This is a genomic window from Streptomyces sp. NPDC102490 (assembly GCF_044765285.1).
Taxonomy (GTDB): Bacteria; Actinomycetota; Actinomycetes; order Streptomycetales; family Streptomycetaceae; genus Streptomyces.
This window is the reverse complement of the sequence record NZ_JBIWJU010000002.1, coordinates 73,424-99,920: the sequence shown is the minus strand read 5'-3', so window position 1 is coordinate 99,920 and position 26,497 is coordinate 73,424. Positions and strand designations below refer to the sequence as shown.

General features: G+C 73.0%; 31 protein-coding genes and 1 tRNA gene. 9 read left to right on the top strand and 23 right to left on the bottom strand.

Going from position 1 to position 26,497, the window contains the following annotated elements:
- The first annotated feature begins 23 nt into the window (after positions 1-23).
- Entirely contained in the window at positions 24-1,526 is a 1,503-nt protein-coding gene (locus tag ACIRGB_RS03925; protein ID WP_403858351.1) for an MFS transporter, read from the top strand.
- Between the two features lie 121 nt (positions 1,527-1,647).
- A complete protein-coding gene (locus tag ACIRGB_RS03920; RefSeq protein WP_403858349.1) occupies positions 1,648-2,406 on the top strand; it encodes a TetR/AcrR family transcriptional regulator in 759 nt (252 codons plus the stop codon).
- 34 nt (positions 2,407-2,440) lie between these two features.
- Here ACIRGB_RS03920 and ACIRGB_RS03915 read toward each other — a convergent pair whose 3' ends face one another.
- Both ACIRGB_RS03915 and ACIRGB_RS03910 read right to left on the bottom strand, forming a co-directional pair.
- On the bottom strand, positions 2,441-2,911 hold the full coding sequence (locus ACIRGB_RS03915; protein ID WP_403858347.1) for a PPOX class F420-dependent oxidoreductase: 471 nt from the start codon (positions 2,909-2,911) through the stop codon (positions 2,441-2,443).
- Between the two features lie 9 nt (positions 2,912-2,920).
- On the bottom strand, positions 2,921-3,301 hold the full coding sequence (locus tag ACIRGB_RS03910; protein ID WP_403858345.1) for an STAS domain-containing protein: 381 nt from the start codon (positions 3,299-3,301) through the stop codon (positions 2,921-2,923).
- Between the two features lie 272 nt (positions 3,302-3,573).
- Between ACIRGB_RS03910 and ACIRGB_RS03905 the strand changes: the two genes are divergently transcribed.
- Together ACIRGB_RS03905 and ACIRGB_RS03900 are read left to right on the top strand one after the other, a co-directional pair.
- The gene (locus ACIRGB_RS03905; RefSeq protein ID WP_403858343.1) at positions 3,574-4,281 is read left to right on the top strand and encodes an ANTAR domain-containing protein; all 708 of its coding nucleotides are present in this window, start codon (positions 3,574-3,576) and stop codon (positions 4,279-4,281) included.
- Between the two features lie 18 nt (positions 4,282-4,299).
- Positions 4,300-5,025, top strand: a complete 726-nt coding sequence (locus tag ACIRGB_RS03900; RefSeq protein WP_403858341.1) for an ANTAR domain-containing protein — start codon at positions 4,300-4,302, stop codon at positions 5,023-5,025.
- On the opposite strand, the gene ACIRGB_RS03895 is transcribed toward ACIRGB_RS03900, so the two are convergent.
- The 3 genes from ACIRGB_RS03895 to ACIRGB_RS03885 form a co-directional block, all read right to left on the bottom strand.
- Positions 5,008-5,829, bottom strand: coding sequence for a YceI family protein (locus ACIRGB_RS03895; RefSeq protein ID WP_403858339.1), 822 nt, complete (start codon positions 5,827-5,829; stop codon positions 5,008-5,010). The genes ACIRGB_RS03900 and ACIRGB_RS03895 overlap by 18 nt on opposite strands.
- 109 nt (positions 5,830-5,938) lie before the next feature.
- Complete coding sequence (locus ACIRGB_RS03890; RefSeq protein ID WP_403858337.1) at positions 5,939-8,518, bottom strand: MFS transporter; 2,580 nt, start codon at positions 8,516-8,518, stop codon at positions 5,939-5,941.
- Positions 8,519-8,531: 13 nt separating this feature from the next.
- Positions 8,532-9,032, bottom strand: a complete 501-nt coding sequence (locus tag ACIRGB_RS03885; RefSeq protein ID WP_356370383.1) for a MarR family transcriptional regulator — start codon at positions 9,030-9,032, stop codon at positions 8,532-8,534.
- Between the two features lie 205 nt (positions 9,033-9,237).
- Between ACIRGB_RS03885 and ACIRGB_RS03880 the strand changes: the two genes are divergently transcribed.
- Positions 9,238-9,435: a hypothetical protein gene (locus tag ACIRGB_RS03880; protein WP_402555150.1), complete on the top strand. Its 198-nt coding sequence runs from the start codon at positions 9,238-9,240 to the stop codon at positions 9,433-9,435.
- Positions 9,436-9,564: 129 nt separating this feature from the next.
- Here the strand turns inward: ACIRGB_RS03880 and ACIRGB_RS03875 are convergent, their stop codons facing one another.
- From ACIRGB_RS03875 to ACIRGB_RS03840, 8 genes are all read right to left on the bottom strand, one after another.
- Positions 9,565-10,521, bottom strand: a complete 957-nt coding sequence (locus tag ACIRGB_RS03875; RefSeq protein ID WP_403858334.1) for an RNA polymerase sigma factor SigF — start codon at positions 10,519-10,521, stop codon at positions 9,565-9,567.
- 292 nt (positions 10,522-10,813) lie between these two features.
- Positions 10,814-11,653, bottom strand: a complete 840-nt coding sequence (locus ACIRGB_RS03870) for an RNA polymerase sigma factor SigF (protein WP_030188868.1) — start codon at positions 11,651-11,653, stop codon at positions 10,814-10,816.
- 191 nt (positions 11,654-11,844) lie between these two features.
- Positions 11,845-12,138 (bottom strand): Dabb family protein, encoded by a 294-nt coding sequence (locus ACIRGB_RS03865; RefSeq protein ID WP_403859290.1) that lies wholly within the window; start codon positions 12,136-12,138, stop codon positions 11,845-11,847.
- Positions 12,138-12,314, bottom strand: a complete 177-nt coding sequence (locus ACIRGB_RS03860; RefSeq protein WP_403858332.1) for a hypothetical protein — start codon at positions 12,312-12,314, stop codon at positions 12,138-12,140. Before ACIRGB_RS03860 ends, ACIRGB_RS03865 begins: the two co-directional genes overlap by 1 nt.
- A gap of 88 nt (positions 12,315-12,402) precedes the next feature.
- Positions 12,403-12,487 (bottom strand) — tRNA-Ser (locus ACIRGB_RS03855).
- Between the two features lie 111 nt (positions 12,488-12,598).
- Positions 12,599-13,030, bottom strand: a complete 432-nt coding sequence (gene tadA / locus ACIRGB_RS03850) for a tRNA adenosine(34) deaminase TadA (protein ID WP_403859289.1) — start codon at positions 13,028-13,030, stop codon at positions 12,599-12,601.
- A 68-nt stretch (positions 13,031-13,098) separates the two neighbouring features.
- Positions 13,099-13,650 (bottom strand): hypothetical protein, encoded by a 552-nt coding sequence (locus ACIRGB_RS03845; RefSeq protein ID WP_403858330.1) that lies wholly within the window; start codon positions 13,648-13,650, stop codon positions 13,099-13,101.
- Positions 13,651-13,984: 334 nt separating this feature from the next.
- Positions 13,985-14,233 carry a hypothetical protein gene (locus ACIRGB_RS03840; RefSeq protein ID WP_403858328.1) on the bottom strand — a complete coding sequence of 83 codons (249 nt, stop codon included), beginning with the start codon at positions 14,231-14,233 and terminating at the stop codon, positions 13,985-13,987.
- A gap of 139 nt (positions 14,234-14,372) precedes the next feature.
- Between ACIRGB_RS03840 and upp the strand changes: the two genes are divergently transcribed.
- A complete protein-coding gene (gene upp / locus ACIRGB_RS03835) occupies positions 14,373-15,008 on the top strand; it encodes a uracil phosphoribosyltransferase (protein WP_403858326.1) in 636 nt (211 codons plus the stop codon).
- A 30-nt stretch (positions 15,009-15,038) separates the two neighbouring features.
- On the opposite strand, the gene ACIRGB_RS03830 is transcribed toward upp, so the two are convergent.
- From ACIRGB_RS03830 to ACIRGB_RS03810, 5 genes are all read right to left on the bottom strand, one after another.
- Complete coding sequence (locus tag ACIRGB_RS03830) at positions 15,039-15,653, bottom strand: LytR C-terminal domain-containing protein (protein ID WP_403859287.1); 615 nt, start codon at positions 15,651-15,653, stop codon at positions 15,039-15,041.
- A gap of 135 nt (positions 15,654-15,788) precedes the next feature.
- Positions 15,789-16,085, bottom strand: a complete 297-nt coding sequence (locus ACIRGB_RS03825; protein WP_003999914.1) for a type II toxin-antitoxin system VapB family antitoxin — start codon at positions 16,083-16,085, stop codon at positions 15,789-15,791.
- A gap of 156 nt (positions 16,086-16,241) precedes the next feature.
- Positions 16,242-16,376, bottom strand: a complete 135-nt coding sequence (locus tag ACIRGB_RS03820) for a hypothetical protein (protein ID WP_403858324.1) — start codon at positions 16,374-16,376, stop codon at positions 16,242-16,244.
- A 77-nt stretch (positions 16,377-16,453) separates the two neighbouring features.
- Complete coding sequence (locus tag ACIRGB_RS03815; protein WP_403858322.1) at positions 16,454-16,804, bottom strand: hypothetical protein; 351 nt, start codon at positions 16,802-16,804, stop codon at positions 16,454-16,456.
- A gap of 81 nt (positions 16,805-16,885) precedes the next feature.
- A complete protein-coding gene (locus ACIRGB_RS03810; RefSeq protein WP_403858320.1) occupies positions 16,886-17,572 on the bottom strand; it encodes an HdeD family acid-resistance protein in 687 nt (228 codons plus the stop codon).
- 339 nt (positions 17,573-17,911) lie between these two features.
- Between ACIRGB_RS03810 and ACIRGB_RS03805 the strand changes: the two genes are divergently transcribed.
- Positions 17,912-18,745 (top strand): MIP/aquaporin family protein, encoded by an 834-nt coding sequence (locus ACIRGB_RS03805; protein WP_403859285.1) that lies wholly within the window; start codon positions 17,912-17,914, stop codon positions 18,743-18,745.
- Positions 18,746-18,807: 62 nt separating this feature from the next.
- Here ACIRGB_RS03805 and ACIRGB_RS03800 read toward each other — a convergent pair whose 3' ends face one another.
- The 5 genes from ACIRGB_RS03800 to ACIRGB_RS03780 form a co-directional block, all read right to left on the bottom strand.
- A complete protein-coding gene (locus tag ACIRGB_RS03800) occupies positions 18,808-20,586 on the bottom strand; it encodes a copper resistance protein CopC (protein WP_403858318.1) in 1,779 nt (592 codons plus the stop codon).
- 250 nt (positions 20,587-20,836) lie between these two features.
- Positions 20,837-21,619 (bottom strand): SDR family NAD(P)-dependent oxidoreductase, encoded by a 783-nt coding sequence (locus ACIRGB_RS03795; protein ID WP_403858316.1) that lies wholly within the window; start codon positions 21,617-21,619, stop codon positions 20,837-20,839.
- Positions 21,616-22,107 (bottom strand): cupin domain-containing protein, encoded by a 492-nt coding sequence (locus ACIRGB_RS03790; RefSeq protein WP_403858314.1) that lies wholly within the window; start codon positions 22,105-22,107, stop codon positions 21,616-21,618. The genes ACIRGB_RS03795 and ACIRGB_RS03790 overlap by 4 nt, the downstream gene beginning before the upstream one ends.
- A complete protein-coding gene (locus tag ACIRGB_RS03785) occupies positions 22,104-22,742 on the bottom strand; it encodes a GNAT family N-acetyltransferase (protein ID WP_403858312.1) in 639 nt (212 codons plus the stop codon). Before ACIRGB_RS03785 ends, ACIRGB_RS03790 begins: the two co-directional genes overlap by 4 nt.
- The gene (locus ACIRGB_RS03780; RefSeq protein ID WP_403858310.1) at positions 22,735-24,822 is read right to left on the bottom strand and encodes a penicillin acylase family protein; all 2,088 of its coding nucleotides are present in this window, start codon (positions 24,820-24,822) and stop codon (positions 22,735-22,737) included. Before ACIRGB_RS03780 ends, ACIRGB_RS03785 begins: the two co-directional genes overlap by 8 nt.
- Before the next feature lie 82 nt (positions 24,823-24,904).
- Between ACIRGB_RS03780 and ACIRGB_RS03775 the strand changes: the two genes are divergently transcribed.
- Both ACIRGB_RS03775 and ACIRGB_RS03770 read left to right on the top strand, forming a co-directional pair.
- Positions 24,905-25,630, top strand: coding sequence for a siderophore-interacting protein (locus tag ACIRGB_RS03775; RefSeq protein ID WP_403858308.1), 726 nt, complete (start codon positions 24,905-24,907; stop codon positions 25,628-25,630).
- Positions 25,631-25,655: 25 nt separating this feature from the next.
- Positions 25,656-26,267, top strand: a complete 612-nt coding sequence (locus ACIRGB_RS03770) for an HhH-GPD-type base excision DNA repair protein (protein ID WP_403858306.1) — start codon at positions 25,656-25,658, stop codon at positions 26,265-26,267.
- Positions 26,268-26,497 lie beyond the last annotated feature (230 nt).

Sequence of the window (26,497 nt, the reverse complement as noted above, 5' to 3'; positions counted from 1 at the left end):
GAGAGTCCTCTACGCTGTACAACATGACGACATCACCCCAGGAATCCGCCAGGGAACGGGGAACCGTTCCCCCGGTCCAGGGCCACCCGCAGCGTTGGCTGATCCTCGGTGTCATCAGCCTCGCCCAGCTCACGGTGGTCCTGGACAACACCGTGCTGAACGTGGCCATCCCCTCGCTCACCGACGAGCTGGGCGCGGCCACCTCGGACATCCAGTGGATGATCAACGCCTATTCGCTCGTCCAGTCCGGTCTGCTGCTCACCGCGGGCAGCGCGGCCGACCGGTACGGCCGCAAGAAGATGCTGGCCACCGGCCTCGCCCTGTTCGGGATCGGTTCGCTGGCGGCCGGACTCGCCGACACCACCGGCCAGCTGATCGCGGCGCGGGCCGGCATGGGCGTCGGCGGCGCCCTGCTGCTGACCACCACGCTCGCCGTGGTCATGCAGATCTTCGCCCCCGCCGAGCACGCCAAGGCCATCGGCATCTGGAGCGCGGTCAGCGCGCTCGGCTTCGCCTGCGGGCCGCTGATCGGCGGGTTCATGCTGGACCACTTCTGGTGGGGCGCGATCTTCCTGATCAACCTGCCGGTGGTGGCCCTCGGCCTGGTCGCGGTCGTGGCCCTGGTCCCGGAGTCGAAGAACCGGCAGGGCGACCGGCCCGACCTGCTCGGCGCCGTCCTCTCCACCATCGGCATGGCCGCGCTGGTCTACGCGATCATCTCCGGTCCGGAGCACGGCTGGGCGTCGGGACGGGTCCTGGCCACGGCCGCCGCCGCCGTGGGCGTGCTCGCCCTCTTCGCCTACTGGGAGAGCCGCGTCCCGTACCCGATGCTCGACCTCGCCTTCTTCCGCGACCAGCGGTTCACCGGCGCGGTGGCCGGTCTCGTGCTGATCACCTTCGGCATGGGCGGTGCGCTGTTCCTGCTCACCCAGCACCTTCAGTTCGTCCTCGGCTACGGCCCGCTGGAGGCCGGGCTGCGGACCGCGCCGCTGGCCCTGACGGTGGTGCTGCTCAACTTCTCCGGGGTGGCGGCGAAGTGGCTGGCACGGCTCGGCACGCCGGTGGCGGTGCTGCTGAGCATGGTGCTGATGGCGGCGGGCCTGGTGGCCATCGCCACGCTGACCGGGCAGGGCTACGCCGGCACGCTGCTGGGGCTGCTGCTGATCGGCGTGGGATGCGCGCTCGGCAACCCGGCCATGGCCCACGCGCTGATGAGCGCGATCCCGCCGGCCAAGGCGGGGGTCGGCGCGGGCGTCAACGGCACGCTGGCCGAGTTCGGCAACGGGCTGGGCGTGGCCGTGCTGGGCGCGGTGCTGACCTCGCGGTTCGCGGCGCTGGCCCCCGTCGCGGCGGCGTCGCTGCCCGCGGCGCTGGCTTCGGCGGAGGGGGAGGGAGAGCGGGGGCGGGTGCTCGACGCGTTCTCCTCCGGAGTGGAGAGCAGTCAGTTGGTGGGGGCGGTGGCGGTGCTGCTGGGCGGGGTGGTGGCGGCGGTGTTGCTGCGGCGGGCGGAACGGGTGGACGCCTAAGAGGTCGGGAAGTGGGGCATGTTCGCGGCCGTGGGCAGGTCGTGGCTGGTCGCGCGGTTCCCCGCGCTCCTGCCAGGGGCGCCTGGCATGATCGGTGATGGGGAGAGCGAGGTAGGTGCGCATGGCGAAGACAGGGCGGGAGGGGCCGCGGGACAGTGTGTGGCTGTCGGGGGAGGGGCGGCGCAGTGGGCGCCGTGGGGGACAGCCGTCCGGGCTCGACCGGGACAGGATCACCGGCGTCACCGTCCGGCTGCTGGACGCCGAGGGCCTGACCGGGTTCTCCATGCGCCGCCTGGCCGCCGAGCTGAACGTCACCGCGATGTCCGTGTACTGGTACGTCGACACCAAGGACCAGCTGCTCGAACTCGCCCTGGACGCCGTCTTCGGCGAGCTGCGCCACCCCGACCCGGACGCCGGCCTCGACTGGCGCGAGGAGCTGCGCGCGCTGGCCCGGGAGAACCGGGCGCTGCTGGTGCGCCACCCCTGGACGTCCCGGCTGGTCGGCACCTACCTCAACATCGGGCCGCACTCGCTGGCGTTCTCCCGGTCGGTGCAGAACGTCGTGCGCCGCAGCGGGCTGCCCGCGCACCGGCTGACCGGCGCCATCTCCGCCGTCTTCCAGTTCGTCTACGGCTACGGCACCATCGAGGGCCGTTTCCTCGCCCGGGTGGCGGACACCGGGCTGAGCCCCGAGGAGTACTACCGGGACTCGATGAGCGCGGCGACCGAGCTGCCGGACACCGCGGGCGTCATCGAGGACGCCCGGGACATCATGGCGGCCCGGGGCGGCGACACCGTCGCGGAGATGCTGGACCGGGACTTCGAGTTCGCCCTCGACCTGCTCGTCGCGGGCATCGACGCCATGGTGGGACGGGACTGACCGGGCGCCGGTCGCCCGCCTCGGCGCAGGGTCCTCAGTCGTCCGCGGTCAGCCGCGCCGGGAAGCCGCCCGTCGCCACCGGTCCCCACTTCTCCGGCGTCACCCGGATGATGGACTTGCCCTGCGCGACCATGGCCTGCCGGTACTCGTCCCAGTCGGGATGCTCGCCGGAGATGGTGCGGAAGTACTCCACGAGCGGTTCCACGGAGTCGGGCGCGTCGATGACCTCCGCGGTGCCGTCGACCTGGACCCACGGACCGTTCCACTCGTCGCTGAGCACGATGAGGCTGACCCGCGGGTCACGGCGCGCGTTGCGGGTCTTGGCCCGCTCGGGGTAGGTCGAGACGACGATCCGGCCGGCGTCGTCGACCCCGCAGGTCAGCGGCGACCCCTGCGGGCTGCCGTCGGCCCGCCGGGTCAACAGGATCGCCCGGTGCCGGGGGCGTACGAAGTCCAGCAACTCGGCCAGGGAGACACGGGTGTTCGTCGCGATGTTCGGTGCCATGCCGCCAGCCTAGGGCGCCGTCCCGCACTCGGTGCGCAGCGCCTCCGCGAGGTTCTCGTGGACCGGGACGTCGCGGCGGAGCCCGGAGAGTTCCAGGACGCGGCTCGGCACGCCCTTGGGGACGGCCACCACGCGCAGCAGGGCCCCGTCGGGCAGCCCCTGGCGCACGGCGGCGATCAGACGGACCCCCTGGGAGTCCATGAAACGGGTCGCGGAGAGGTCCAGGACCAGCAGGCGCAGTCCGTCGGAGCGCTGCTCCACGGCGGTCGTGATCAGGGGCAGCAGTCCCGAGGCGTTGCAGAAGTCGATCTCGCGGGGCATCGCGAGCACGGCGCACCCGGGTGGATCACAGGGCTCACAGGGTTCTTGGGACTGGGGAGGGAAGGTCACAGCACTCACCTGACAGACGTCCGTCGGGCTTCCGGCCGGGCCGCTTCCTGACCCGCTCCCCATTGCACCATGCCGCGGGGCGGCGCGACAGGCGCACCGGCCGGCCGCCCGCCCGGTCCGTCGGCCGCGCGTCACCGGCACGCAACCGAGCAGCTAAAGTGCTGTTCGTCCTGTGCTCGCAGTCGGGAATGTGCTGCGGAGCTCTCCTGCGCACGGCCGTGAGGCCGCGCTTGCCGAAGAGGTTCGTGGTGGCTGCGTCCGAATTTACTGATTTGCCGCGTTTTCCGGTGGGCTTCGAGCTGGCCGAGGCGCTGACCGCGGCGGCTCAGCATCTGCACGGGACGGACACCCCCGACGCCACCATGGACACCGCCGTCGCCCTGGCGGTACGCCTGCTGCCCGACGCCGAGCACGCGGGCATCGCGGAGATCCAGCGCGGCGGCCGGCTGCGCACCCTGGCCTGGACCGACGAGACCGTGCGCTTCGACGCCGAGCCCCGGCAGGGCGGCCACACCCCGCACCCGGACTGGGAGCGCCTGTGGACCACGCCCGTGGTGCGCACGGACGACAGCGAGGCCGACGGCGGCGGCAACGTCCTGTCCGGGCTCGGCCTGCGTTCGGCGCTGTCCCTGCGGCTGCGCGCCGACCGGCGCCGCCTGACCGTGCTGACCGCCTACGCCCGCAAGCCGCAGGCCTTCGACGACGACGCCACCCGCGTCGGGCGGCTGTTCGTCGCGCACGTCTCCCTCGCCCTGGACTCGGCGACCGTGCGCGAGCAGCTCACCGAGGCGATGCGCACCCGGGACCTGATCGGCCAGGCCACCGGCATCCTGATGGAGCGGCTGGACATCGACGCGGCCGGTGCCTTCGACTCCCTGGTGAAGGCCTCGCAGCGGGAGAACGTGAAGCTGCGCGACCTGGCCCGCCGCATCGTCGACGCGAACTCCGCATCCGGTGGACGAGGTGTGACCGAACGGTGAGGGGACATCCGTACGGTCATGACCCCGCAGACCACGGACCCGGGCACGGACCCGAGCACGCAGACGCTTGACCACGCCCTCGCCCGCGCCCAGGGCCTGGACACCCTGCTGCGCGACCTGACCGACCGGGCGGTCCAGCAGGTGCCCGGCGCCGACGCCTGTTCGGTCACCGTGCGCCGCGCCGACCGGCTGATGACGCTGGCGGGCAGCACCGGCCTGCCCAGCGGCCTGGACCTGCGCCAGTACGAGAACGGCTCGGGCCCCTGCGTGGACGCCGCCGAGACGGACAGCGCGCAGTACTCCCCGGACCTGGCGACCGAGACCCGCTGGCCCCCGTACACGGAGTACGCGCTGGCCGCCGGCGTGCGCTGTGTGCTGGCGCTGCCGCTGGCCGTCGAGGGCGAGACGGGTGCCGCGCTCAACCTCTACGGCCTCCAGCCCGACTCCCTGGCCCAGGGGCTGGACGCGGCGGGCGCCTTCGCGGAGCGGGCCGCGGAGGCGGTGAACGAGGCGCTGCGCATCGAGCGGGAGCGGGCCTCGGCGGCCGACGTGCGCACCGCCCTGCTCTCCCGCAGCGTCATAGACCAGGCGGTCGGCATGCTGATGGCCCGGGAGCGCATCGACGCCCACCGGGCCATGGAGCGGCTGCGCCGGGCCTCACAGGACCGGAACGTCAAGCTCCGTGACCTGTGCGCCCAGGTGGTGGCCCGGGCGTCCGGCGGTGCGTCACACCGCGGGCAGTGACTCCCCCTGGACCGCCTGGATGTCCAGCTCGACCCTGAGCGTCGTGCCGATGGCGGCGATGCCGGCCTGGACGACCTGGTTGTAGTTCATGGCGAAGTCCTCGCGGTGCAGTTCCGCCGTCGCCCGGAAGGCCGCCCGGGTGCCGCCCCAGGGGTCGGCGCCGGTGCCGAGGTAGGCCAGGTCCAGGTCGACCTCGCGGACCACCCCGTGCAGGCCCAGCTCGCCGTGGACGGTCCAGCGGTCCGGGCCCGCCTCGCTCACCCCGGTGGAGCGGTAGGTGATCTCCGGGTGGCGCTCGACGTCCAGGAAGTCCGCCGAGCGCAGGTGGGTGTCGCGCATGCCGTTGCCGGTGTCGATCGAGGCCGCCTTGATCACCGCCTCCACCCGGGACTTGGTGACGTCGTCCGGCGCGATCTCGACGGTGGCGGCGAAGTCGGTGAAACGCCCGCGCACGCTGGAGATGCCCAGGTGCTGCGCGACGGCGGCCACGCTCGAGTGCGCCGGGTCGACCGTCCACGGCCCCGGCGGCGGCAGTTCGGTGCCGCCCTGGCGGGCCAGCGTCACCGTGCCGACCTCGGCCCGGCCGCTCGCGGTGACGATCGCGCTGGAGGCGGCCGGCGCGTAGCCGACCGCGGTGACGATGACGGTGTACGCCCCCGGCGTCAGCGCGGTGGTGTCCCGCACGGCCCCCTCGGTGTCCGCCTCGGCGCGCAGCACCTGCGTGCCGGTCATGTCGGTCACCGTGACGACCGCGTGCGACACGGCCCATCCGTCCCGCGTTCGGATCCTCGCGGTCAGTCCCATCCCGTTTTCTCCCTGCAAAGGCTCAGAAAGTGGTCGTAAAGAAACCGGCCCGTGGTGGGCGGGCGCACCTCCGCTCAGAGCGCGCACGCCACCACGGGCCGGGGTTCCGCTACTCGCCGGGGTGGGCGAGCTCGATGTCGTGGCCGTCGGCACCGGGGCCGGAGACCGTCAGGGCGGTGGCCACCGGCGGGTAGCCGGTCGCGATGACGGTGTACTCACCGGCGTCCAGGTCGGTGAAGGCGTACGCCCCGTCCGTCCCGGTGGTGGCCGTGCCGATCACGTTGCCCGCCGCGTCCACCAGGGTGACCCGGGCGTCGGCCAGCGGACCGTGCGGTGCCCGCACGACGCCCTGGACCTGCGCCCCGGCCTGGAGGTCGACCTCGACGCGGGTGACGCCGGTACCGCCCACCTCCAGCGGCAGGGCACGGGGCCGGTAGCCGGCGGCGTTGACCGCGACGGTCACCGTGCCCGGCACCAGCTCGGTGAAGGCGAACTCGCCCTGCTCACCGGTGGCGGCGCTGGCCAGCAGGTCCCCGCGCACATCGGTGACGATCACCATGGCGTCCTTGACCGGCAGCCCGCTCTCCTCGGCACGGACCAGGCCGGTGAGCCCGCTGGTGCCGCTGAGCAGGATGTCGTAGGCGACCGGCTCGTCGTTGACGACGATGGTGGAGGCCTGCGGCTGGAAGCCGTCGGCGGAGGCGATCAGCACGTACGACCCGGCGCTCGGCGCGTCGACGGCGTAGGAGCCGTCGGCCTGGGCGACGGACCGGCCGAGCTGGCGGCCGGCCAGCGAGATCAGCGTGACCGCGGCCTGCGGGACCGGCGCGGACTCGGCGCCGCGGACGAAGCCGCGCACCGCGATGCCGCCGGAGACGGGCGCCTGCGGTTCACCGGAGCCGGTCGTGGTGGCGACGGCGGCCAGTCGCTGCGTGGTGGCCGGGGCGGCCGAGGTGTCCGAGACCGCCGAGACGGCCGGATCACCGGCCGGCGAGGCCGACACGGACGCCATCGCGGCGGCCGGAACCGGCTCGTCGGCAACGCGGACGGCCTCCGCCGGGGTGCCCGCCACCGGCGGGGCGGACTCGGCCGAGGACTCCGCGGCCTGGGCGAGGGCGCCCTTGGTCCGCAGCGGGACCTCCTTGATGAACAGCGTCACCAGGAAGGCGAGCAGGGCGATCGGCGCGACGATCAGGAAGATGTCCGCGATGCCGTGCCCGTAGGCGCTCTCCAGCCATTCCCGGATGCCGGGGGGCAGCAGATCCATGTCGGGGATCGAGCCGCCGCCGGACGCCTTGGCCGCCGCCGCCTGCTCCTGCGGGCTGAGCTGACCGATGGTGTCCGAGGCGTAGTGGCTGATCCGGGTCGACATCACGGAGCCGAGCACCGAGACGCCCACCGCGCCGCCGAGGGACCGGAAGAAGGTGACCGTGGAGGACGCGGCACCCAGGTCGCTCGGGTCCACCTGGTTCTGCGTGCAGAGCACCAGGTTCTGCATCATCATGCCGACGCCGAGACCCATCAGCGCCATGAAGATGCCGATGTGCCAGTAGGGGGTGTCGTAGCGCATGGTGCCGAGCAGGCCCAGACCCGCGGTCAGCAGCACGCCGCCGGCCAGTAGCCAGCCCTTCCACTTGCCGGTCTTGGTGATGACCTGACCGGAGACCGTGGAGGAGATGAACAGACCGCCGATCATCGGGATCGTCATGACACCCGACATGGTCGGGGACTTGTCCCGGGCCAGCTGGAAGTACTGGCTGAAGTAGACGGTGCCCGCGAACATCGCGATACCGACGAACAGCGAGGCCAGCGAGGCCAGGGTGATGGTGCGGTTCCGGAACAGGCGCAGCGGGATGATCGGCTCGCTGGCCTTCGACTCGACGAGCAGGAAGAGCAGCGTCAGCACGATCGCGCCGCCGACCATGGCGCCGGTCTGCCAGGACATCCAGTCGTACTTGTCGTCCGCGAAGGTGACCCAGACGAGCAGCAGGCAGACGGCCGCGGTGACGAAGAAGGCGCCGGCCCAGTCGACCTTGACCTTCCGCTTGAGCACCGGCAGGTGCAGCGTCTTCTGGAGCACGATCAGCGCGAGGATCGCGAAGGGCACGCCGACGTAGAGGCACCAGCGCCAGCCGAGCCAGCTGGTGTCGGTGATGACGCCGCCGAGCAGCGGACCGCCGACGGTGGCGACGGCGAAGGTGGCGCCGAGGTAGCCGGAGTAGCGCCCGCGCTCACGCGGGGCGATCATCGCGGCCATGATGATCTGCGCCAGGGCGGACAGACCGCCGGCGCCCAGGCCCTGGATGGCCCGCGCGGTGATCAGCATCGCGGGGTTCTGCGCCAGACCGGCCACGACGGAGCCGATGACGTAGACGATCAGGGCTATCTGGACCAGGGCCTTCTTGCTGAACAGGTCCGCGAGCTTGCCCCACAGGGGGGTGGAGGCGGTCATCGTCAGCAGCGAGGCCGTGACGACCCAGGTGTAGGCGCTCTGGCCGCCGCCGAGGTCACCGATGATCTCGGGCAGGGCGTTGGTGACGATGGTCGAGGACAGGATCGCGCAGAACATGCCGAGCAGCAGCCCGGACAATGCCTCCATGATCTGCCGGTGCGTCATCGGAGCGTCTCCGGAGGAGCCTCCCCCGTGCTTGGCATGAGCCCGCACACCGGCTGGTGTGGTCGTTGCCATGGACTTCCTTTACTTACGTGGTGATCGCGGGTGTACGGGTGGACTGTTCGTCCCCGGACAGTGCGGGAGGCCGGGCCGCGGGGGCCCGGCAGTCGTCGAAGCTGGCCCTGAGGCGGGCCATGAGCCGGGAGAGCTGGCCGACCTCGTCGTCGGACCAGTCGCTCAGCCGGTGGGAGAGCAGCTGGGTGGTCCGCTCGGCGATCTCGTCGAGCTGGTCCTGTCCGGCGGCCGTCAGGCGCAGGATGCGCGAGCGCTTGTCCGCGGGGTCGGGAAGACGTTCGATCCAGCCCCGCTCGGCGCCGTGGGCGACGTGCCGGCTGGTGACCGACATGTCGACCGCGAGCAGCTCCGCGAGCTTGCTCATGCGCATGTCCCCGTGGCGGCCGAGCAGGGTCAGTACGGCGACGGACCCGCCGGGGCAGTCGGACGGCAGCAACCGCCCCATCTCCCGCTTCACGGCGCCGAAGGCGCTGAACTGGCGGATCAGCTCCTCGTACTGCGCCCTCTCGGCCATGCGCACCTCCCGGTTCGTTGCTTAGGGCAACCATAGGATCAGTTAGTTGCTACAGGCAAGCAAAAACGGTCGCCGCGGCATAAAAAGTTGGCAAAGGCAAGTATTGCGAAAGTAAATGCGCAGGTGATAAGGGGTGGGCCGGGTCAAGAGGGCTGAGCGGCCCCGCACTTGGGCCGCACCCGGGGATTCGCTAGTGTCTCGGCCCATGGCTAACACCCAGGGCCCCCAGGGCACCAACGACCCCGCAGGCAGCACCCAGATGTTCCGCGCGTTCGTCGACGACGCCCCGCAGAGCCGGCAGGCGGCCCCCGCCGCCTCCTCCGGGCCCCGCGTCGGGCTGATCGTCGGCATCGTGGCCGCCGTGATCGTCGTCGCGGCCGTGGCCTGGCTGGCGCTCGGCTAGGCACGGGCACCGGCCAGGGGCACCGGGCCCCTCCGGCCGGTACCGGCGCACACGAAGACGACCGCCGCGGCACCCCCGAGGTGCCGCGGCGGTCGCCGCGCTGTCCTGCCGACCGTCCCGGGACGGGCCTCAGTCGGAGATGAGCCCCTCGCGCAGCTGCGACAGGGTGCGGGTGAGCAGCCGGGAGACGTGCATCTGCGAGATGCCGACCTCCTCGCCGATCTGCGACTGGGTCATGTTGGCGAAGAAGCGCAGCATGATGATCCGCCGCTCCCGGGGCGGCAGCTTGGCCAGCAGCGGCTTGAGGGACTCGCGGTACTCCACGCCCTCCAGCGCCGTGTCCTCGTAGCCCAGGCGGTCCGCCAGCGAGCCCTCGCCGCCGTCGTCCTCCGGGGCCGGGGAGTCCAGCGAGGAGGCGGTGTAGGCGTTGCCGACCGCGAGGCCGTCGACGACGTCCTCCTCGGACACGCCGAGCACGGCGGCCAGCTCGCCCACGGTCGGCGAGCGGTCCAGCTTCTGGGACAGCTCGTCGCTGGCCTTCGTCAGGGCCAGGCGCAGCTCCTGGAGGCGGCGCGGGACGCGCACCGACCACGAGGTGTCGCGGAAGAACCGCTTGATCTCGCCGACGACGGTCGGCATGGCGAACGTCGGGAACTCGACGCCCCGTTCGCAGTCGAAGCGGTCGATCGCCTTGATCAGGCCGATGGTGCCGACCTGGACGATGTCCTCCATCGGCTCGTTGCGGGAGCGGAAGCGCGCGGCGGCGTAACGCACCAGCGGGAGGTTGAGCTCGATCAGGGTGTCCCGGACGTAGGCACGCTCGGGGCTGTCCTCGGCGAGGGCGGCGAGCCGCAGGAACAGGGAGCGGGACAGGGTGCGGGTGTCGATGGCCCCCGTGGCCGGGAGGGCCTGGGCCGGCACGGCGTCGAGGTCCGGCACGGCGTCGCCGGCCTGAAGGCCGTCGACGGGGCCGACGGAGTCGATGGGGCCGACGGGCTCGACGACGGCGAGCGCCTCGATCGAGTCGGGCGCGGTCTCGCTCTCCGCGAGCGCAAGCACCTTCGAGCTGCCCTGTTGTGCGGACATGCCACCCCCTTTGGGTCGCGGGACGGTCGCGGCACACGCTCCCACGCCGGGAACGCAGCCTTCACCTGAATACCGGAGCCGACGCTCCGGCAAACGCGTCTCCGGCAGAATGTCACATGTCGGCAACGCGCTGTAGTGACATGTCGACATCTGAGATGCGAATACCCCCTGGAAACAAGGGGTCTGATGGGCTTTCAGCCCGATTCCGTCCGCAACGGCCCTGGTGAGCGATTCGCTCTCGCCGGTGACCCCTCGCTCGCGCTTTCGACTCCGCCCCAAGTCGTGGCCGAGCTTACGCGTCGATCCGGTTCGCCGACCTCAACCGCTGGAAACTACGCGCCAGTAGCCGGGAGACGTGCATCTGCGAGACGCCGAGTTCGGCACTGATCTGGGACTGCGTGAGGTTGCTGTAGTAGCGCAGCAGCAGGATCCGCTGCTCCCGCTCGGGGAGTTGGACGAGCAGGTGGCGCACCAGGTCGCGGTGCTCGACCCCGTCCAGCGCCGGGTCCTCGTAGCCGAGCCGGTCGAGCAGTCCGGGCAGCCCGTCGCCCTCCTGCGCGGCCTCCAGCGAGGTGGCGTGGTACGACCGTCCCGCCTCGATGCAGGACAGCACCTCCTCCTCGGTGATGCGCAGCCGCTCGGCGATCTCGGCGGTCGTCGGGGAGCGCCCGAAGGCGGTGGTCAGGTCCTCGGTGGCGCTGTTGACCTGCACCCACAGCTCGTGCAGCCGGCGCGGTACGTGCACCGTGCGGACGTTGTCGCGGAAGTACCGCTTGATCTCCCCGACCACCGTGGGCATCGCGAACGTCGGGAACTGCACGCCCCGCTCCGGGTCGAAGCGGTCGATGGCGTTGATCAGCCCGATGGTGCCGACCTGGACGACGTCCTCCATCGGCTCGTTGCGGGAGCGGAACCGGGCGGCGGCGTAGCGCACCAGCGGGAGGTTGGCCTCGATGAGCGCCGCGCGCACCCGGTCGTGCTCCGGCGTGCCCGGGGTGAGGCCCTTCAGTTCACCGAAGAGCACCTGAGTGAGGGCCCGGGTGTCGGCACCCCGGCTGCGCTGCGGCGCGGGGGCCTCCTGGGCCTGGGCGGGCGGCGCGGGCGGTGCTTGAGGCGCAGTACTGGCCGGCACGGTCAACTCCACCTCGTGATCTGTCAACTCTTCCGTCAACTCATCCGTCAAAAGCGGTCATAGCATCACAAGACATGTCCACTGTGTGCAAGCACCGCATAAGGTCGTGTTGAGTGAATGCGAAAGGCCCCGCACCGGGCTGGTGCGGGGCCGGGGCGCGGCCCGAGGGGGCTCAGGGGCCCGCGGGGCTACTAGAACTCGTAGTCGGCGATCACCCAGGTGGCGAACTCCCGCCACAGCGCGACGCCCGCCTGGTGCGCCGGGTGTTCGAGGTAGCGCCGGAGGGCGTCGGCGTCGTCCACCGCCGAGTTGATGGCGAAGTCGTAGGCGATGGGCCGGTCGCTGATGTTCCAGGCGCACTCCCAGAAGCGGAGGTCGTCGATCTGGCCGCCGAGCGCCCGGAAGGCCTCGGCGCCCTCCACGACGCGCGGGTCGTCGCGTCCGACGCCGTCGTTCAGCTTGAACAGGACGAGGTGGCGGATCATCATTCTCCTCCGTTGGCGGCCCAGGTCATGAAGTCGCCCACGGCGCCCGCCGCGTCGGACACGCCCTGGAAACCTATCTCCACGTAGTCGGCTGCCTTGGCGGGATCAGTGATGATCACGTACAGCACGAAGACCACGAGCACGTAGACGGCGATCTTCTTCGAGTTCACCGCCACCGCGGCCTCCCCTGTCCCTTTCGACTCACGCCTTCGGTCGCTCATGATCGCACGAAGGGCCCCGTCTTTCGACGGGGCCCTTTCAAAGCGGTAGCGGAGGGATTTGAACCCTCGGTGACTTGCGCCACACTCGCTTTCGAGGCGAGCTCCTTCGGCCGCTCGGACACGCTACCGAGACAGACCTTACAGCACACAGCGGCATGCTCAGAAATCGGTATCGCGGCCGACGAACGGCCGTACGGGCGGCCGTCCCCGCACCCGTCCCGGCACCCGTCCGGGCCGGGTCAGCGGTCGCGGAAGAAGTCCGTGAGCAGCCGGGCGCAGTCGTCCGCGAGCACGCCCTCGATCACCTCGGGACGGTGGTTGAGGCGCCGGTCGCGCACGACGTCCCACAGGGAGCCGGCCGCGCCCGCCTTGTCGTCGCGGGCGCCGTAGACCACGCGGTCCACGCGGGACTGCACGAGCGCGCCCGCGCACATCGTGCAGGGCTCCAGGGTGACGACGAGCGTGCAGCCGGACAGGCGCCACTCGCCCAGTTCCGCCGCGGCCCGCCGGATCGCGAGGACCTCGGCGTGGGCGGTCGGGTCCCCGGTGGCCTCGCGTTCGTTGTGTCCGGCGCTGAGCACGGTGCGGCCGTCCGGCGCCAGGACGACGGCGCCGACGGGCACGTCCCCGCCCTCCGCCGCCCGCCCGGCCTCGACGAGGGCGAGCCGCATCGCGGCCCGCCACCGGTCGCGCACCGGATCGGGCGGTGCCTCCTCGGGCCACTGACCGGCCGGCGCGGTCAGCGGACGGTCTCCAGGACCTCGGAGGCGCCCAGGGCCTCGGCGATCTCCCCGACCGCGTCCCCGGACATCGAGCGCAGTTCCTTCTCGCTCACCCCGAGGTCGTCGAGGACCTCGGCGTCACCGACCGGCCCGTGCGGCACGGCCTCGCCCGAGCCGGTGGCCGCGGCGGCGGCGCCGTCGCCGTCGTCCTCCTCGTCGTCGTCGGACTCGCCGTCCTCGGTGCCGTCGAGGTCGAGGGCGTCGAGGACGTCGCCGTCCTCACCCGGGTCCCGGCCGAGCAGCTCGTCGGTGAGCAGGATCTCGCCGTAGCTGCTGCGGGCGGCCGCGGCGGCGTCCGAGACGTAGATACGAGGGTCCTCCTCACCGTCCACCCGGACGACTCCGAACCACGCGTCCTCCTGCTCGATCAGCACGAGCACCGTGTCCTCGTCGGGAGAGGCCTCCCGGGCCAGGTCGGCAAGATCCGACAGGGTCTCCACATCGTCGAGCTCTGTGTCGCTCGCTTCCCACCCGTCTTCGGTGCGCGCGAGCAGTGCGGCGAAGTACACCGTGACTCTCCCACTGGTCCTAGGCGTGCCGGTTGGGGGTCCCCCCGGCGGAGGCTGCGGGCGGGGGAGCGGTGCTCCGAGCCCCACCCACTCGGAATCGTGGCAGAAACAAGGCACTCAGGGGACGTCTTCGGCGCCCTGTGTCCGGCTGTTTTGACCGGCGTCCCGGAAGGTGCGTACCCGGGCAGCCGTCCAGCAGCGTTCTCGTCGCCGCCACGTGCGGATCGTACGCGGATTCTCGCGGTCCCCGCGTATGTCCGTCACCACCAACCTCGGCGCGGCGCGCGATCTTCCCCGGCCGGGTCAGGAACTTCTCCCGGGAGCCGGGGAGGGACTACCACCGGAAGGTGCGCATGCGCATCGCGTGCCGCAGCCGGGCGGTCTTGACCCGGCGCGGCTGCACGCGGTCCCGCAACTGCCGGGCCTCCGCCAGATCGCGCAGGAACTGGGCCCGGCGCCGACGCCGTTCCGCCTCGCGCCCCCGCTCCCGCTCGTCCTCGGGCACCGCTCTCGGCTCGGCCCCGCGTTCCGTACCCCGCCCCGCGCCGGGGGACGGCGTTGTGTGGATGTCCCGGTCAGGCACAGTCTCACCACCTAGCGTCCGTCTCTCCCACCTTCCCCCGGCCGGGCGGTTTGACGCCCGTGAACGAGTGGTTCCGCGTCCAGCGGCCTTGCCCGCCGCGGGGACGCCGCCCCCACGGCGCCCGGTTACTGTGGTGGACATGCGTCTCCACGTCGTCGACCACCCCCTGGTCGCCCACAAACTCACCACGCTGCGCGACCGGCGCACCGACTCCGCGACCTTCCGCCGTCTCGCCGACGAGCTGGTCACCCTGCTCGCCTACGAGGCCACGCGCGACGTGCGCACCGAACAGGTCGACATCCACACGCCGGTCTCGCAGACCACCGGCGTCAAGCTCTCCCACCCGCGCCCGCTGGTGGTGCCGATCCTGCGGGCCGGTCTCGGCATGCTCGACGGCATGGTCCGGCTGCTGCCGACCGCCGAGGTGGGCTTCCTCGGCATGGTGCGCAACGAGGAGACGCTCCAGGCGTCGACGTACGCCACGCGTATGCCGGACGACCTGTCCGGCCGCCAGGTCTACGTCCTCGACCCGATGCTGGCCACCGGCGGCACCCTGGTCGCGTCCATCAAGGAGCTGATGAAGCGCGGCGCCGACGACGTGACGGCCGTGGTGCTGCTCGCCGCCCCCGAGGGTGTCGAACTGATGGAGCGCGAGCTGGCCGGCACCCCGGTGACGGTCGTGACGGCCTCGGTCGACGAGCGCCTCAACGAGCAGGGCTACATCGTCCCGGGCCTCGGCGACGCGGGCGACCGCATGTACGGAGCAGCCGAGTAGTACCGCGTACCCAGTACCTCGTACGGCTGCTCAGCAGCTCTTCTTCTCCGCGGCGGGCGTCGACCGCGGCGCGGTCAGCTTGACCAGCGCCGTGTCGGCGTCCGCGCGGTTCGCCAGTCCCTTGAAGCCGTTGCCGATGATGAGGTCGACGGCGGCGCCCTTGCGGGCCGCGTCGGTGCGGTGCTCGGCGCCGGGCAGCTGCGTGCCGAGCACGGGGAGCGCACCCTTCTCGGAGGCGGCCGGCCCGAGCAGGAGCCCCGTGCCGGTGACCTTCTTGTCGTACTCCTTGGGCGCGTTGCTCACGTCGCCCACGCGGAAGCCGCGCTTCTTCAGCTCGTCGGCGGTCTTCTGCGCCAGGCCGCCGCGGGTGGTCGCGTTGAGCACGTTGACGGTGACCTGACCGGGCTTCGGCAGCACGGCAGCGGCCGGCGAGGCGCTCGCCCGCGCGGTGGTGACACAGCCCGCGGCACCGGCCGCCGAGGCCTTGTCGCCGCCGGTGAAGACGTCGATGAGCTGTAGCGTGCCCCAGCCCAGCACTCCGAGAACGGTGACACAGGCGACGGAGACGAACGCGACCCGGCCACGCCGCCGGACCGGGCGCATCCGCGGGTACCTGTCCCCCGTGATCTTGTACTGGCCACCCATGCCGGGAGGAGTCAGCATGCTCATGAGCGCAGCGTAGTGCGCCGGAGCGGTGATGCCTATTAGATGATCAGTCGACGTTCCGCGGTGCGGCGCAACGCAACCCGAAAGGGTCAAGCGGAAGCCTCTCGGCGCCCGTCAGTCGAGTTCGAGGACCCGGGCGTGCAGCACCTGGCGCTGTTGCAGCGCGGCCCGCACCGCCCGGTGCAGGCCGTCCTCCAGATACAGATCGCCCTGCCACTTCACGACGTGCGCGAACAGGTCGCCGTAGAAGGTGGAGTCCTCGGCCAGGAGCGTCTCCAGGTCGAGCTGGCCCTTGGTCGTCACGAGCTGATCGAGGCGGACCGGGCGCGGCGCGACGTCCGCCCACTGCCGGGTGCTTTCCCGGCCGTGGTCGGGGTACGGCCGGCCGTTTCCGATGCGCTTGAAGATCACACGGAAAGCCTACCGGCCCGGACGTTGCGGGCGCAGCCATGGCGCCGGAGTGCGGCGCCGGAAAAGACGCCGTAAACCGGATCAATCGGCACTCCGCCGACGGCGGAGACGGGGGCGGCGGCGGGGGTGCCCACCCCCGCCGCCCGGACGCTCCCGTCAGCCGCGCCCCCGTTCCCGCTCCGGGAGCCGCCGTTCCTCGGCTTTCCGAGGTGCGGAACCAGGCTTGGGCGTACGGCGGGCGGCCTCGGCGCGCAGGAGGGCGCGCAGGACGGCGTAGGGGTCGGTGGGCATGGCGATTTCCTCGTTCCTGGTGCGTCACGTGTTCGTCCCTGTCCGCGGGGGACCGGCACGGGGCCGGCCCGGCGCGGTCAGCAGCGCAGAACGACGGAGCGCAGAACGACGGAGTGCGGGCCGCGGGGAGGGGCGGCGGCCTGTACGGAACGGGCGTCGCATCGAAGAGGCGGGTCCGCCGCGAAGGACGGCGGGACCGGCCGCGGCACGGTGGCGCGTCGGCCGCTCCGGGCCACGACGCGCAGGGCGGAGTCGAGAGCGTCGTACTCCCCCGCCGAACCGCCCGCCGAGCCGCCCGCCCCGGCCACCACCTCCACCGGTGCCGACTGCGCCGTCACGTGCGTACAGGGCACGATCAGGGCGAGCAGCAGCACCAGGGCCCGCAGCCAGGCGCCACGGCGGGCGGCGGCGTGCGGGGCGGGGCTCATCTCAGTCGTGTCCCCGCCCGGCGTACGCCGTCCATCGCACCGGGGGCCAGAACCGCCCGCTCGGCGTAGGGCGGGCGCCGTTCACAGGGCGCGCGGGACCTGACGCGCCCGCCCCCGCAGCCGCACCGCCGTGACGATCTCCACGACGCCGACGACGACCAGCCACCACCCGCCGACCAGCATGAGGACGGTGGCCGACTCGACCGGCGAGTCGATCAGGACGATGCCGGCGACGACGGTGACGGCACCGAGGAAGATCTGCCAGCCGCGGGCCGGCATCGCCGGGTCGTGCGCGGCGGCCACGATCTGGGTGACACCGCGGAACAGCCAGCCGATGCCGATCCAGAGCGCGAGCAGCAGCACCGACTGCAAGGGGCCGCGGAAGCAGAACAGACCCAGCAGGATCGACACCGCGCCGCTGATGAAGGCCAGCACCCGCAGCGAGGTCCGCCGGTGCGTACCGAAGGCGGCGGCCAGCTGGAGGACGCCGCTGATGACGAGGTAGAGGCCGAAGAGCACGCCGGCCGCGAGCAGTGAGGCGCCCGGCCAGACCAGCACCAGGACGCCCAGGACCAGCGAGGCGGCACCGGTGAACAGCACGGTCTGCCAGGCGGCGCGGGACAGCAGGTGCAGCGGCCCCTCGAAGGCCGGCTCGGGCTCCGGCTCCTGCCGCCCCGAGCCCGGCCCGCGCCCCGCCCCGTGCCGGGCGTGCACCCCGCGGTCGTCGTACGGCGTCCCACCGGGGGACCCGCTAGGTGGTTCGGTCATGCCCCATGCTGAAAGCAGCCGGAACACCCACGCCAGCCGGATTGCTCCACGGGGCTGACGCGATCCGGCGCTCCCTCGGCACCCGGCGCGGGCGGCCGCCTCGCCCCCCCGTGCCGCCTGGAGGTACCTCCCAAGGTCCGCGCGATCACGACCTGGCCGCGCGGCGTTGCTCCATCGAGGGGGAATCTCGGGTGTCTTCAGGTGCCGTCACCCGGTTGAGCATCCGGGCGGTCTTTTTCCGGGTATGGGCGGATTGGTCTGTTCCGTTCCAGTGAAGGAGGGCCGGTGGCCGAACGCATTGTTCATCGACGCGGTTATCGAAAGGGCCTCGGCGGTGAGATGTGCGCCGAGTTCCTGGGGACGTTCGTTCTGATCCTGTTCGGCATCGGCTCGGTGGCTGTCGCGGTCGCCGGGCTGCCCGGCTCGGGACGGCAGACCGCGGACTTCGGGCCCGCCAACTGGCTCATCATCTCGTGGGGATGGGGCCTGGCCGTCGTGTTCGGCGTCTACGTGGCCGGCGGCATCAGCGGAGCGCACCTCAATCCCGCGGTGACCCTCGGGTTCGCGGTCCGGCGGGACTTCCCGTGGCGCAAGGTCCTGCCCTACTGGCTCGCCCAGGTCGTGGGCGCCTTCGTCGCCGCCGCGCTCGTGTACGCCTGTTACCGGTGGGCGATCGACGCGGCCATCGCCAAGGCGGGCGAGACGCGGGAGACGTCGCTGAGCACGTACTCGATCTTCGCCACGTTCCCCGCCGAGTACTTCGGCGACTCCTGGTGGGGTCCCCTGCTCGACCAGATCGTGGGCACCGGGGTCCTGCTCCTGCTGATCTGCGCCCTCGTCGACACCCGCAACACGGCTCCGCGGGCCAACCTCCACCCGTTCCTCATCGGGCTCGTCGTCGTCGCGATCGGTCTCGCCTTCGGCACCAACGCCGGGTACGCGATCAATCCGGCCCGCGACTTCGGCCCCCGCCTGTTCACCTTCTTCGAAGGATGGGGCGCCATCGCCCTGCCCGGCACCTTCGACTGGTTCAGCGGCTACTGGTGGATTCCCATCGTCGGCCCGCTCGTCGGCGGGGTCGTCGGAGTCCTCGTGTACGACCTGCTCGTCAGCCCGGTGATCAAGGCCAGGCTGAGCCAGCGCGAGGAAGGACCGGCCACCGAGGAGCCCTAGCGGTCGAGCAGCCGCCCGGCCGACCCGTCCCGCCGCACACGCCGGTCACGCCGGACCGGCGGCTACCGCTCCACCCGTATTCGCCGGGTCTCGCTCACCTGGTCGATCTCCGACACCCGGACCGTCGCCTTCATCGTCCAGGTCCCCGGGAGGGGCAGCGTGACGGTGTTGGCGCTCCAGTACCCGCCGCGGTCGACCAGGGCCGCCTCGATGGGGCCGACGCGCCGGTCGGGGAGGGTGAAGGAGAGGCGCAGTTCGGGTACGGCGGCCAGGCTGCCGTCGGGGCCGAAGACGACGGCCTGGACGGCGTTGTCGCCGGTGCGGCCGGGGTCCAGGGTGATCTGGACCGTGCCGCGGCCGGCCGTGCCGATCTCGAACGGGATCGTGGTGACGGACGCGGGCAGCACCCCGTCCGCCGGTACGGCCGTCCGCGCCGCCTCGTCGGCCGCACGGCCCGGCAGGGTGGCGGTCAGCACGGTCGTGACCGCCAGCACTACGGAGGCGACGGCGGCCTCGGCGAGGACGGAGCGGCGCAGACCTCGGCGGAGGAGGGGATCGGTGTCGGGGCCGGCGCCGGTCCCGGGATCGGGGGGCGGCGGTTTCGGCGCCTGCGGCGGCGGGCCGCCCGCTGGTTGCGGTACCCGCTGGTGCGCCCGGTCGGGCTCCCGTACGACGAGTGGCGCCGTCGCCAGCGCCGTCGTCCATCTCCGGGACACCGCCGCCGCGGCCAGCAGCACGGCCACCAGGAGCACCTTGACCAGCAGCAGCCTGCCGTACGTCGTCCCGGTGAGCGCCTCCCAGGAGCCGAGGCCGCGCCAGGACTGGTAGACGCCCGTGATCACCAGGACGGTCACGGAGGCGAGGGCGACGCGGGAGAAGCGGGCGACGGTGGCGGCGTCCGCGGTGGAGCGCAGGGTGAGGACCAGGGCGGTGAGGCCGCCGAGCCAGACCGCGGTGGCGAGCAGGTGGAGGGTGAAGGAGGTCAGCGCGAGGGGCACCTGGATACCGGCGGAGGCGTGCTCAGCGGCGGCCCAGGTGAGGGCGAGTCCGACGGCCAGGGCGCCGCCCACCGCGCCGAGGAGGGGGTCGCGCCGCCGGTGCGGGTCCGCGCGGGACATCCGGACGAGGAACAGCGCGACCGGGGCCAGCAGCGCCAGCCTGGTCAGCAGCAGCACGCCGGGGCGGGCGGTGAGGGTGTCGGCGAGCGCGCCGGCGTCCAGGGCCGAGGACGGGCCCGTCCCCGCCTCGTACGGGGCGCGCAGCATCAGCAGGGCGACGGTGGCCGCCAGCAGGGTCCACCAGCCCGCCACCAGCGGGCGGCGCAGCGGGGCCGGGTCCGGCGGGCGGCACAGGGCGACGAAGGCGGCGGTGCCGATGAGGAGGGCGGCGGCGAGGTAGGCGAGGTAGCGGGCGAGCTTGTGGAGGGCGGCGGTCAGCGGGTCCTCGGTGGGGCCGGTGTCCACGGGTGCGGTCGTCTGCGACGGCGTGCCCACGGAGAAGGTGAAGGCGCCCGACACCGGGTGGCTGTCGGCGGACACCACCCGCCAGGCCACGGTGTACGTGCCCTCCCCCAGCTCGCCCGGCAGCGCGACCCGGACCGTGTCGGCCCGTCCGTCCGCGTGTCCGGCCGCCCCCGTACGGACGCGGTGACCGCCCGGGTCCAGGACGCGGAAGGAGTCGTCGCGCAGGCCGACGGACTCGCTGAACGTCAGGGTGACGTGGCCGGGGGCCCGCTGGAGGACGGCTCCCTCCCCGGGGTCGGTGGAGCCGAGCGCGGCGTGCGCGGACGCGGTCCCGACGCCCCCGAGGAGAAGCAGCCCCAGCACGACACCCAACAACACCAGCCGCCGGAGTCCCCGGCGGTAGCGGAGGTCGCGGCCGACCCAGTGACCCCAGCGGTTCGGGAGGGCGCGAGGAGCGCTTTCGCCTCCTCGGGCTTCGTGGGCCCAGCGGGGGCCCGGCCCGTTCCGTCCCTCGTCCCCGGTGTCCAGCGTGTGCACCGTCGTCACACCTCACGTCGTATCTCCGTCGTCCGGACCCACTGCCTCGGGGATACGTACGGACGCGGAGGCCGCCGTGCTCAGTGGCTCCTCACCACGACGGGCGTGCCGTCACCCCGCCGTCCACCACCAGGTCATGGCCGGTCACCCAGGACGCCAGCCGCGAGGCGAGGAATACGCACGCGTCGCCCACGTCCTCCGGGCGCCCGAGCCGTCCCGTCGGCGCCGCCCGCAGCCATCGCCGTACGCCCTCCGGCCAGGACTCGGCGAGTCCCGCACGGTCGACGAGGCCGGGTGAGACGGAGTTCACCCGGACGCCCCACGGGCCGTACTCCAGCGCCGCCGACCGGGCGTGCATCACGACCGCCGCCTTGGAGGCGCTGTAGTGCGCGTGCGCGGGAGCCGGGGCGCCCGCCTCGATGGAGGCGATGTGGGTGACCGTGCCGCCGCCGTCCTGGTCCCGCATGACGTCGGCCGCAGCCTGCGTGCACGCGAAGACGCCGGTGAGGTTGGTGTCCACCACCGCCCGCCACTCGGCCGCCGTCATGCCGGGCAGTTCCCGCAGCGGCTGCACGCCCGCGTTGTTGACCAGTGCGGTGAGCCGTCCGCCGCCCCAGTCGGCGGCTTCCCCGACCAGGCGCCGGCAGGCGTCCTCGTCGGTGAGGTCGGCGCGCAGGACGGTGGCGCGTCCGCCACGCTCGCGGATGCGTTCCGCCACCTCCCGAGCCGCCGCCACCGCCGTACGGCAGTGCACCGCGACCGCGGCGCCCTCCTCGGCGAAGCGCAGCGCGATCCCCCGGCCGATGCCGCCGCCCGCGCCGGTGACCAGGGCCACCTGGCCGTCGAGGAGAGATGTGGAAGGGGAGGGGGTCATGGGCGGCACAGTGCCATGATGCGCGCCGTCTCGGCCGGGTAGCGCGCCGTGAGGTCGGCGGCGTCGCCGTGCTCGTAGTCCCCGTAGGTGAACCCGGGCGCCATGGTGCAGCCGAAGAGGGACCACCGGCCGCCCGCCGCCACCCTGCCGCCCATCCAGGTACCGGCGGGGACCGTGAACTGGACGTGCTGCCCGCCGAGCACGTCCGGTCCCAGCACGGCCGTGCGGGCGCCGCCGTCCGGGGCGAGGAGCAGCAGCTCCAGCGGGTCGCCGAGGTAGAAGTGCCAGACCTCGTCGGCCGGCAGGCGGTGCAGGGCGGAGAAGTCGCCCGGCCGGGCGGTGAGCAGGGCCACGATGGCGGTCCCCGCGGGGCGTCCGTCCGGGCGGTCGGGCCCGGCCCAGGTGCGCCGGAACAGGCCGCCCTCCCGCGGGATCGGTTCCAGCGCGTAGTGCGCGATCAGGTCCTCGGCGGTCGGCGTGTCAGTCACCCGGCGAACGCTACCTCCCGGCGCAGGAACGCGAGTTGCGCCTTCTTCTCGGGCAGGTACACGTCCGGCAGGTCCACCTCGGGCAGGACCACCCGGGGTCCGGCGGTGAAGCCCTGCTTGAGGAAGCGGGCGATCGCCTTCTCGTTGTCCACGTCCGGATCGACCACGATCCGCGTCCGGTCCAGGCCCAGCAGTACGTACGCCATGAGGGCGCCCGACAGGGCGGCGGTCCAGCCGGGGCGCGCGCCCCCGGTCCCGGCGGGCGCCAGGAGCAGGTGGACGCCGATGTCGCCGGGCTCGGTGGCGTAGCACTCGCTCACCCGGTCGGCCGCGGGGTCGTAGGTCTGCAACAGGGCGACCGGCTCGGCGTCCTTGACGACCAGGAAGGCGTGGTGGGTGTCGAGGGTGTCCATGTGCGCGTATATGGCGGCGACCTGCTGCTCCGTCAGGCCGTTCATGCCCCAGAAGGCGGCCCGTTCCTCGCTCACCCAGCCGTGGACCACCGCGGCGTCCGCGACGGGGTCCAGGGGGAGGACGCGGACGGTGCCGAAGCCGTCCAGGTGCTGTTCGTGGACGGGGGTGCGGGAGGCGTACGGGAGCGCGGGCTTGGGGGCCGGCGCTTGCGGGTCAGTCATCGGATTCCTTCGTGAGCCGGTCGAAGTCGGTGATCACCGGGGCGAGTTCCCCGTCGAGCCACAGTGGCTGCTGGTCGCGGTGGTGGGACGAGTCCGGGTCGCCCGAGGCGCCGTGCGGCACCACCCAACGGCTGTTCCCGCGGTCGGCCAGGTCCCAGACGTACCGCGCGGCCGGGCCGCGTGCGGCGCGGTCGGTGAGGCCGGGCACGGGGGAGGTGCACAGCACGCAGTCGTGGTCGCCGGAGAGGCCGGGTTCGTCCTCGCGGGCGGTGGCGGGGTCCGGCAGCGCCCGCCAAGGGGCCAGGCGGTGGGTGTCGCCCCAGGTGCCGGCGGGCGGCCGCGCGGCGACCTCCTCCAGCGCCGCGCGCACGGTCGCCGCGCGGTCGATGCCGTACAGGTCGTCCGCGCGCAGGAGGTGTTCGAGGGCGTACGCGACGCGCGGCACCAGCGCGAGCCACGGTTGCAGCACTTCGGGGTACGCGGGTGGGGCCGCGGCGGACGCCAGGGCCGGGTGCGCCGCCAGTCCTCGCACGACCGCCGAGCGCACCGCCGCGTACGCCGCCGCGTCGGCGCTGTCGGCGTCCATGCGCCGGTCCCAGGCGAGGAGGCGGTCGCAGAGGGCGGCGGCCTCGGGGGCCAGGGTGGTCGTGGTGAGAGCGGCGAGGTGGTCCAGGAGGGCGGCGGCCGACCCCAGGTGGGTGTCCGTGTGGATCGCGGGCATGTCCGCCGCCGACCAGCGCTCCTTGCCCGCGAGCAGGGCGGCGATGCGGTCGGCGCGGTGCGGAGGGGCGAACTCGACGCCGAGGGGGGTGGACGGGCCGCGCTGGTTGGCCATCACGGCGACGCCGTCGGTCAGCCCGGCGCGGGCCGGGGCGTGCCAGCCGGTCCACTCGTGGCCGGGTTCCCAGGCGGGCACCGGACGCAGGCCGTTCGCGGCGGGGCGCACCGGGACCCGGCCCGCGACGCGGTGCAGCAGGCCGCCCTCCGTGTCGGCGGCCTGCACCACGTTGACCGGCTCGGCCCAGGCGTCCAGGGCGCGGTCCACGTCGGCGACCCGGCGGGCCCGCAGCAGCGGCAGCAGGGCGCCGAAGCCGAGGTCGGCGGTGACGCGGGGCGGGTAGCGCAGGCTGAGGGCGGCCGGGGTGCCGTCGTCTAGGCCCTCGGGGCCGCCGGCGATCACCGGGCCGCGGCCGGTCTCGATGATCTCGACCTCGACGGTGTCCTCCCCGGCCACGTCGATGCGCTCCGTGTGGCGGGCGGCGCGGTGCCAGGTGCCGTCCGGGCCGAGCGCCTCGACACCGGCGCCGGTGCGGCGCAGGCGCTCGCGGTACAGGTCCTGGTAGTCGGCCATCGCGTTGGTGATGGCCCAGGCGACCGTGCCGGCGTGACCGAAGTGGGCGACGCCGGGAACACCGGGCACGGCGAGGCCGACGACGTCGAACTCCGGGCAGGAGAGGTGGATCTGCTGGTAGACGCCGGGGTCCTCGATGAAGCGGTGCGGGTCGCCCGCGATGATCGCCTGCCCGGTGGTGGTCCGCTCGCCGCTCACCAGCCAGCCGTTGCTGCCCGCGGTGCCGGGGCCGTCGGCGGCGAAGAGGGGCACGGCTTCCGGGCCGAGGTGCGTGGAGACGTGCTCGCGCCACAGCTTGGCGGGGAAGCCCGCGAAGAGGAGGTGCGTGGCGAGCCAGACGCCGAGCGGGGTCCAGGGGTCCCAGCGGCCGGGGGTGAGGCCGGTGCGGGCGAACTCCGGGGCCGGTCGTCCGGTCTCGGCGAGCCCCTCGTTCACGCCGTCGACGTACGCGCGCACCCAGGCCGCCGTCTCCGGGTCCTTCCGCTCCAGGGCGGTGAAGCAGCGGCGTGCGGTGTCCGCGAGCCGGGCCCGGCGGGCGAGGCGGTCCCAGGACAGGGCCCCGGGACCGAGGAAGGCCGCGGAGGTGCCCTGGGCGCGGTGCCGCTCGACCTCCAGTTGCCAGGCGCGGTCCCGGGCGGTCACCCGGCCCTGGGCGCGGGCGAGTGCGTGCGGGGTGTCCGCGCGCAGGTGCGGGATTCCCCAGGCGTCGCGGTAGGTCTCGGCGCTCACCCCTGTGCCTCTACTTTCCTTTAGGTTAGGCTCACCTAAGTTTGTGTGTCGTGGCCGAATAGTACGTGAAAGGTGAAGGAACATGGGGCAGGGGCGGGGCTGGGAGGGCGCGGTCCTCAAGCTGATGCGCGCGAAGGACTTCGAGTTCACCGTGACGGGCGTCGAGGACGTGACCCCGCACTACCGGCGGCTGCGGCTGAGCGACGGCGGCATGCTGGCGGTGACCGGCGTCCACCCCACGATGTGGGTGCGGCTGTGGTTCGACAACGCGGGCAAGCCGCACCAGCGGGGGTACACGCTGGTGGACCCGGACCCGGCGGCCGGGACCTTCGCCATGGAGTTCGCCCTGCACGAGGGGTGCGCGAGCGACTGGGCCCGGGCGGCGAAGCCGGGGGACACGATCGAGGCGACGGTGCAGGGCACCGGGTTCGAGGTGCCGCAGCCGCTTCCCTCGCGGGTCTTCGCGGTCGCGGACCCCGCGTCCCTGCCCGCGCTCAACTCCCTCCTCGACGCGCTGGGGCCGGTGCCCGCGACCGTCTGGTTCGAGGGCGGCACGGACGACGGCCTGCCCTTCCGCACCGACCCCGCACGGCACGAGGTCCGCGCGGTCGCGCGCCGGGACGCGGGGGCGCAGTTGGTGGCACGGGTGAAGGAGGAGCTGCCGGAGCTGCTGGGGGCCGCCGCGGAGCCGTTCGTCTGGATCGCCTGCGACACGGCGACGACGCGCACGCTCTCGTCGTACGTCCGCAAGGAGCTGGGGGTGCCGAAGCAGCGGGTGAACGCGCTGGGGTACTGGCGCGCGACCTGAGCCCGTACGCGCGATCATCGGGACCATGGACGTCACACTTCACCTCGCCCAGGACCCCGAGGCCGACGAACTCCTCGGGCGCAGCCCGCTCGCCGCGCTGGTCGGCATGCTGCTGGACCAGCAAGTGCCCATGGAGTGGGCGTTCAAGGGTCCGTCGACCATCGCGCGGCGCATGGGGGCGGAGGATTTGGACGCGCATGACATCGCCGCCTACGACCCCGAGGGGTTCGCCGCGCTGCTCTCCGAGAAGCCGGCCGTGCACCGCTACCCCGGCTCCATGGCGGGGCGGGTGCAGCAGCTGTGCCGGTACCTCGTCGAGACGTACGACGGTGACGCCGAGGCCGTCTGGCGGGGGGTGTCCACCGGGAAGGAGCTGCTGAAACGGCTCCAGGAGCTGCCGGGGTTCGGCAAGCAGAAGGCCCAGATCTTCCTCGCGCTCCTCGGCAAGCAGCTGGGCGTGCGTCCCGAGGGGTGGCGCGAGGCGGCGGGGGCGTACGGAGAGCCCGACGCGTTCCGGTCGGTCGCGGACATCAGGGGGCCGGAGTCCCTGACCAAGGTGCGGGCGCACAAGCAGGAGATGAAGGCGGCGGCCAAGGCGGCCAAGGCGGCGAAGGCGGCGAAGTCCGCCGGCGAATAGGTGCCTGCGGGTGCCGCCCGGATGCGGGTGCCTGCGGCGGCCTGTGCGGCTTCGGTGGGGGGTGCGCGTAGCGCGGTGCGTCCGGTGGGTGGGTCGGGGCCGCGCCGGGGGGTGTCCGTCCTCGGAACGGCGCGGAATCGGTCGGCCACAGATCTCACCGGCGTTGACGCGACAACCGCTGCGGGCGGACACCCCCCGACACGACCCCTGCTCGCCGTACGCGGCTGCGG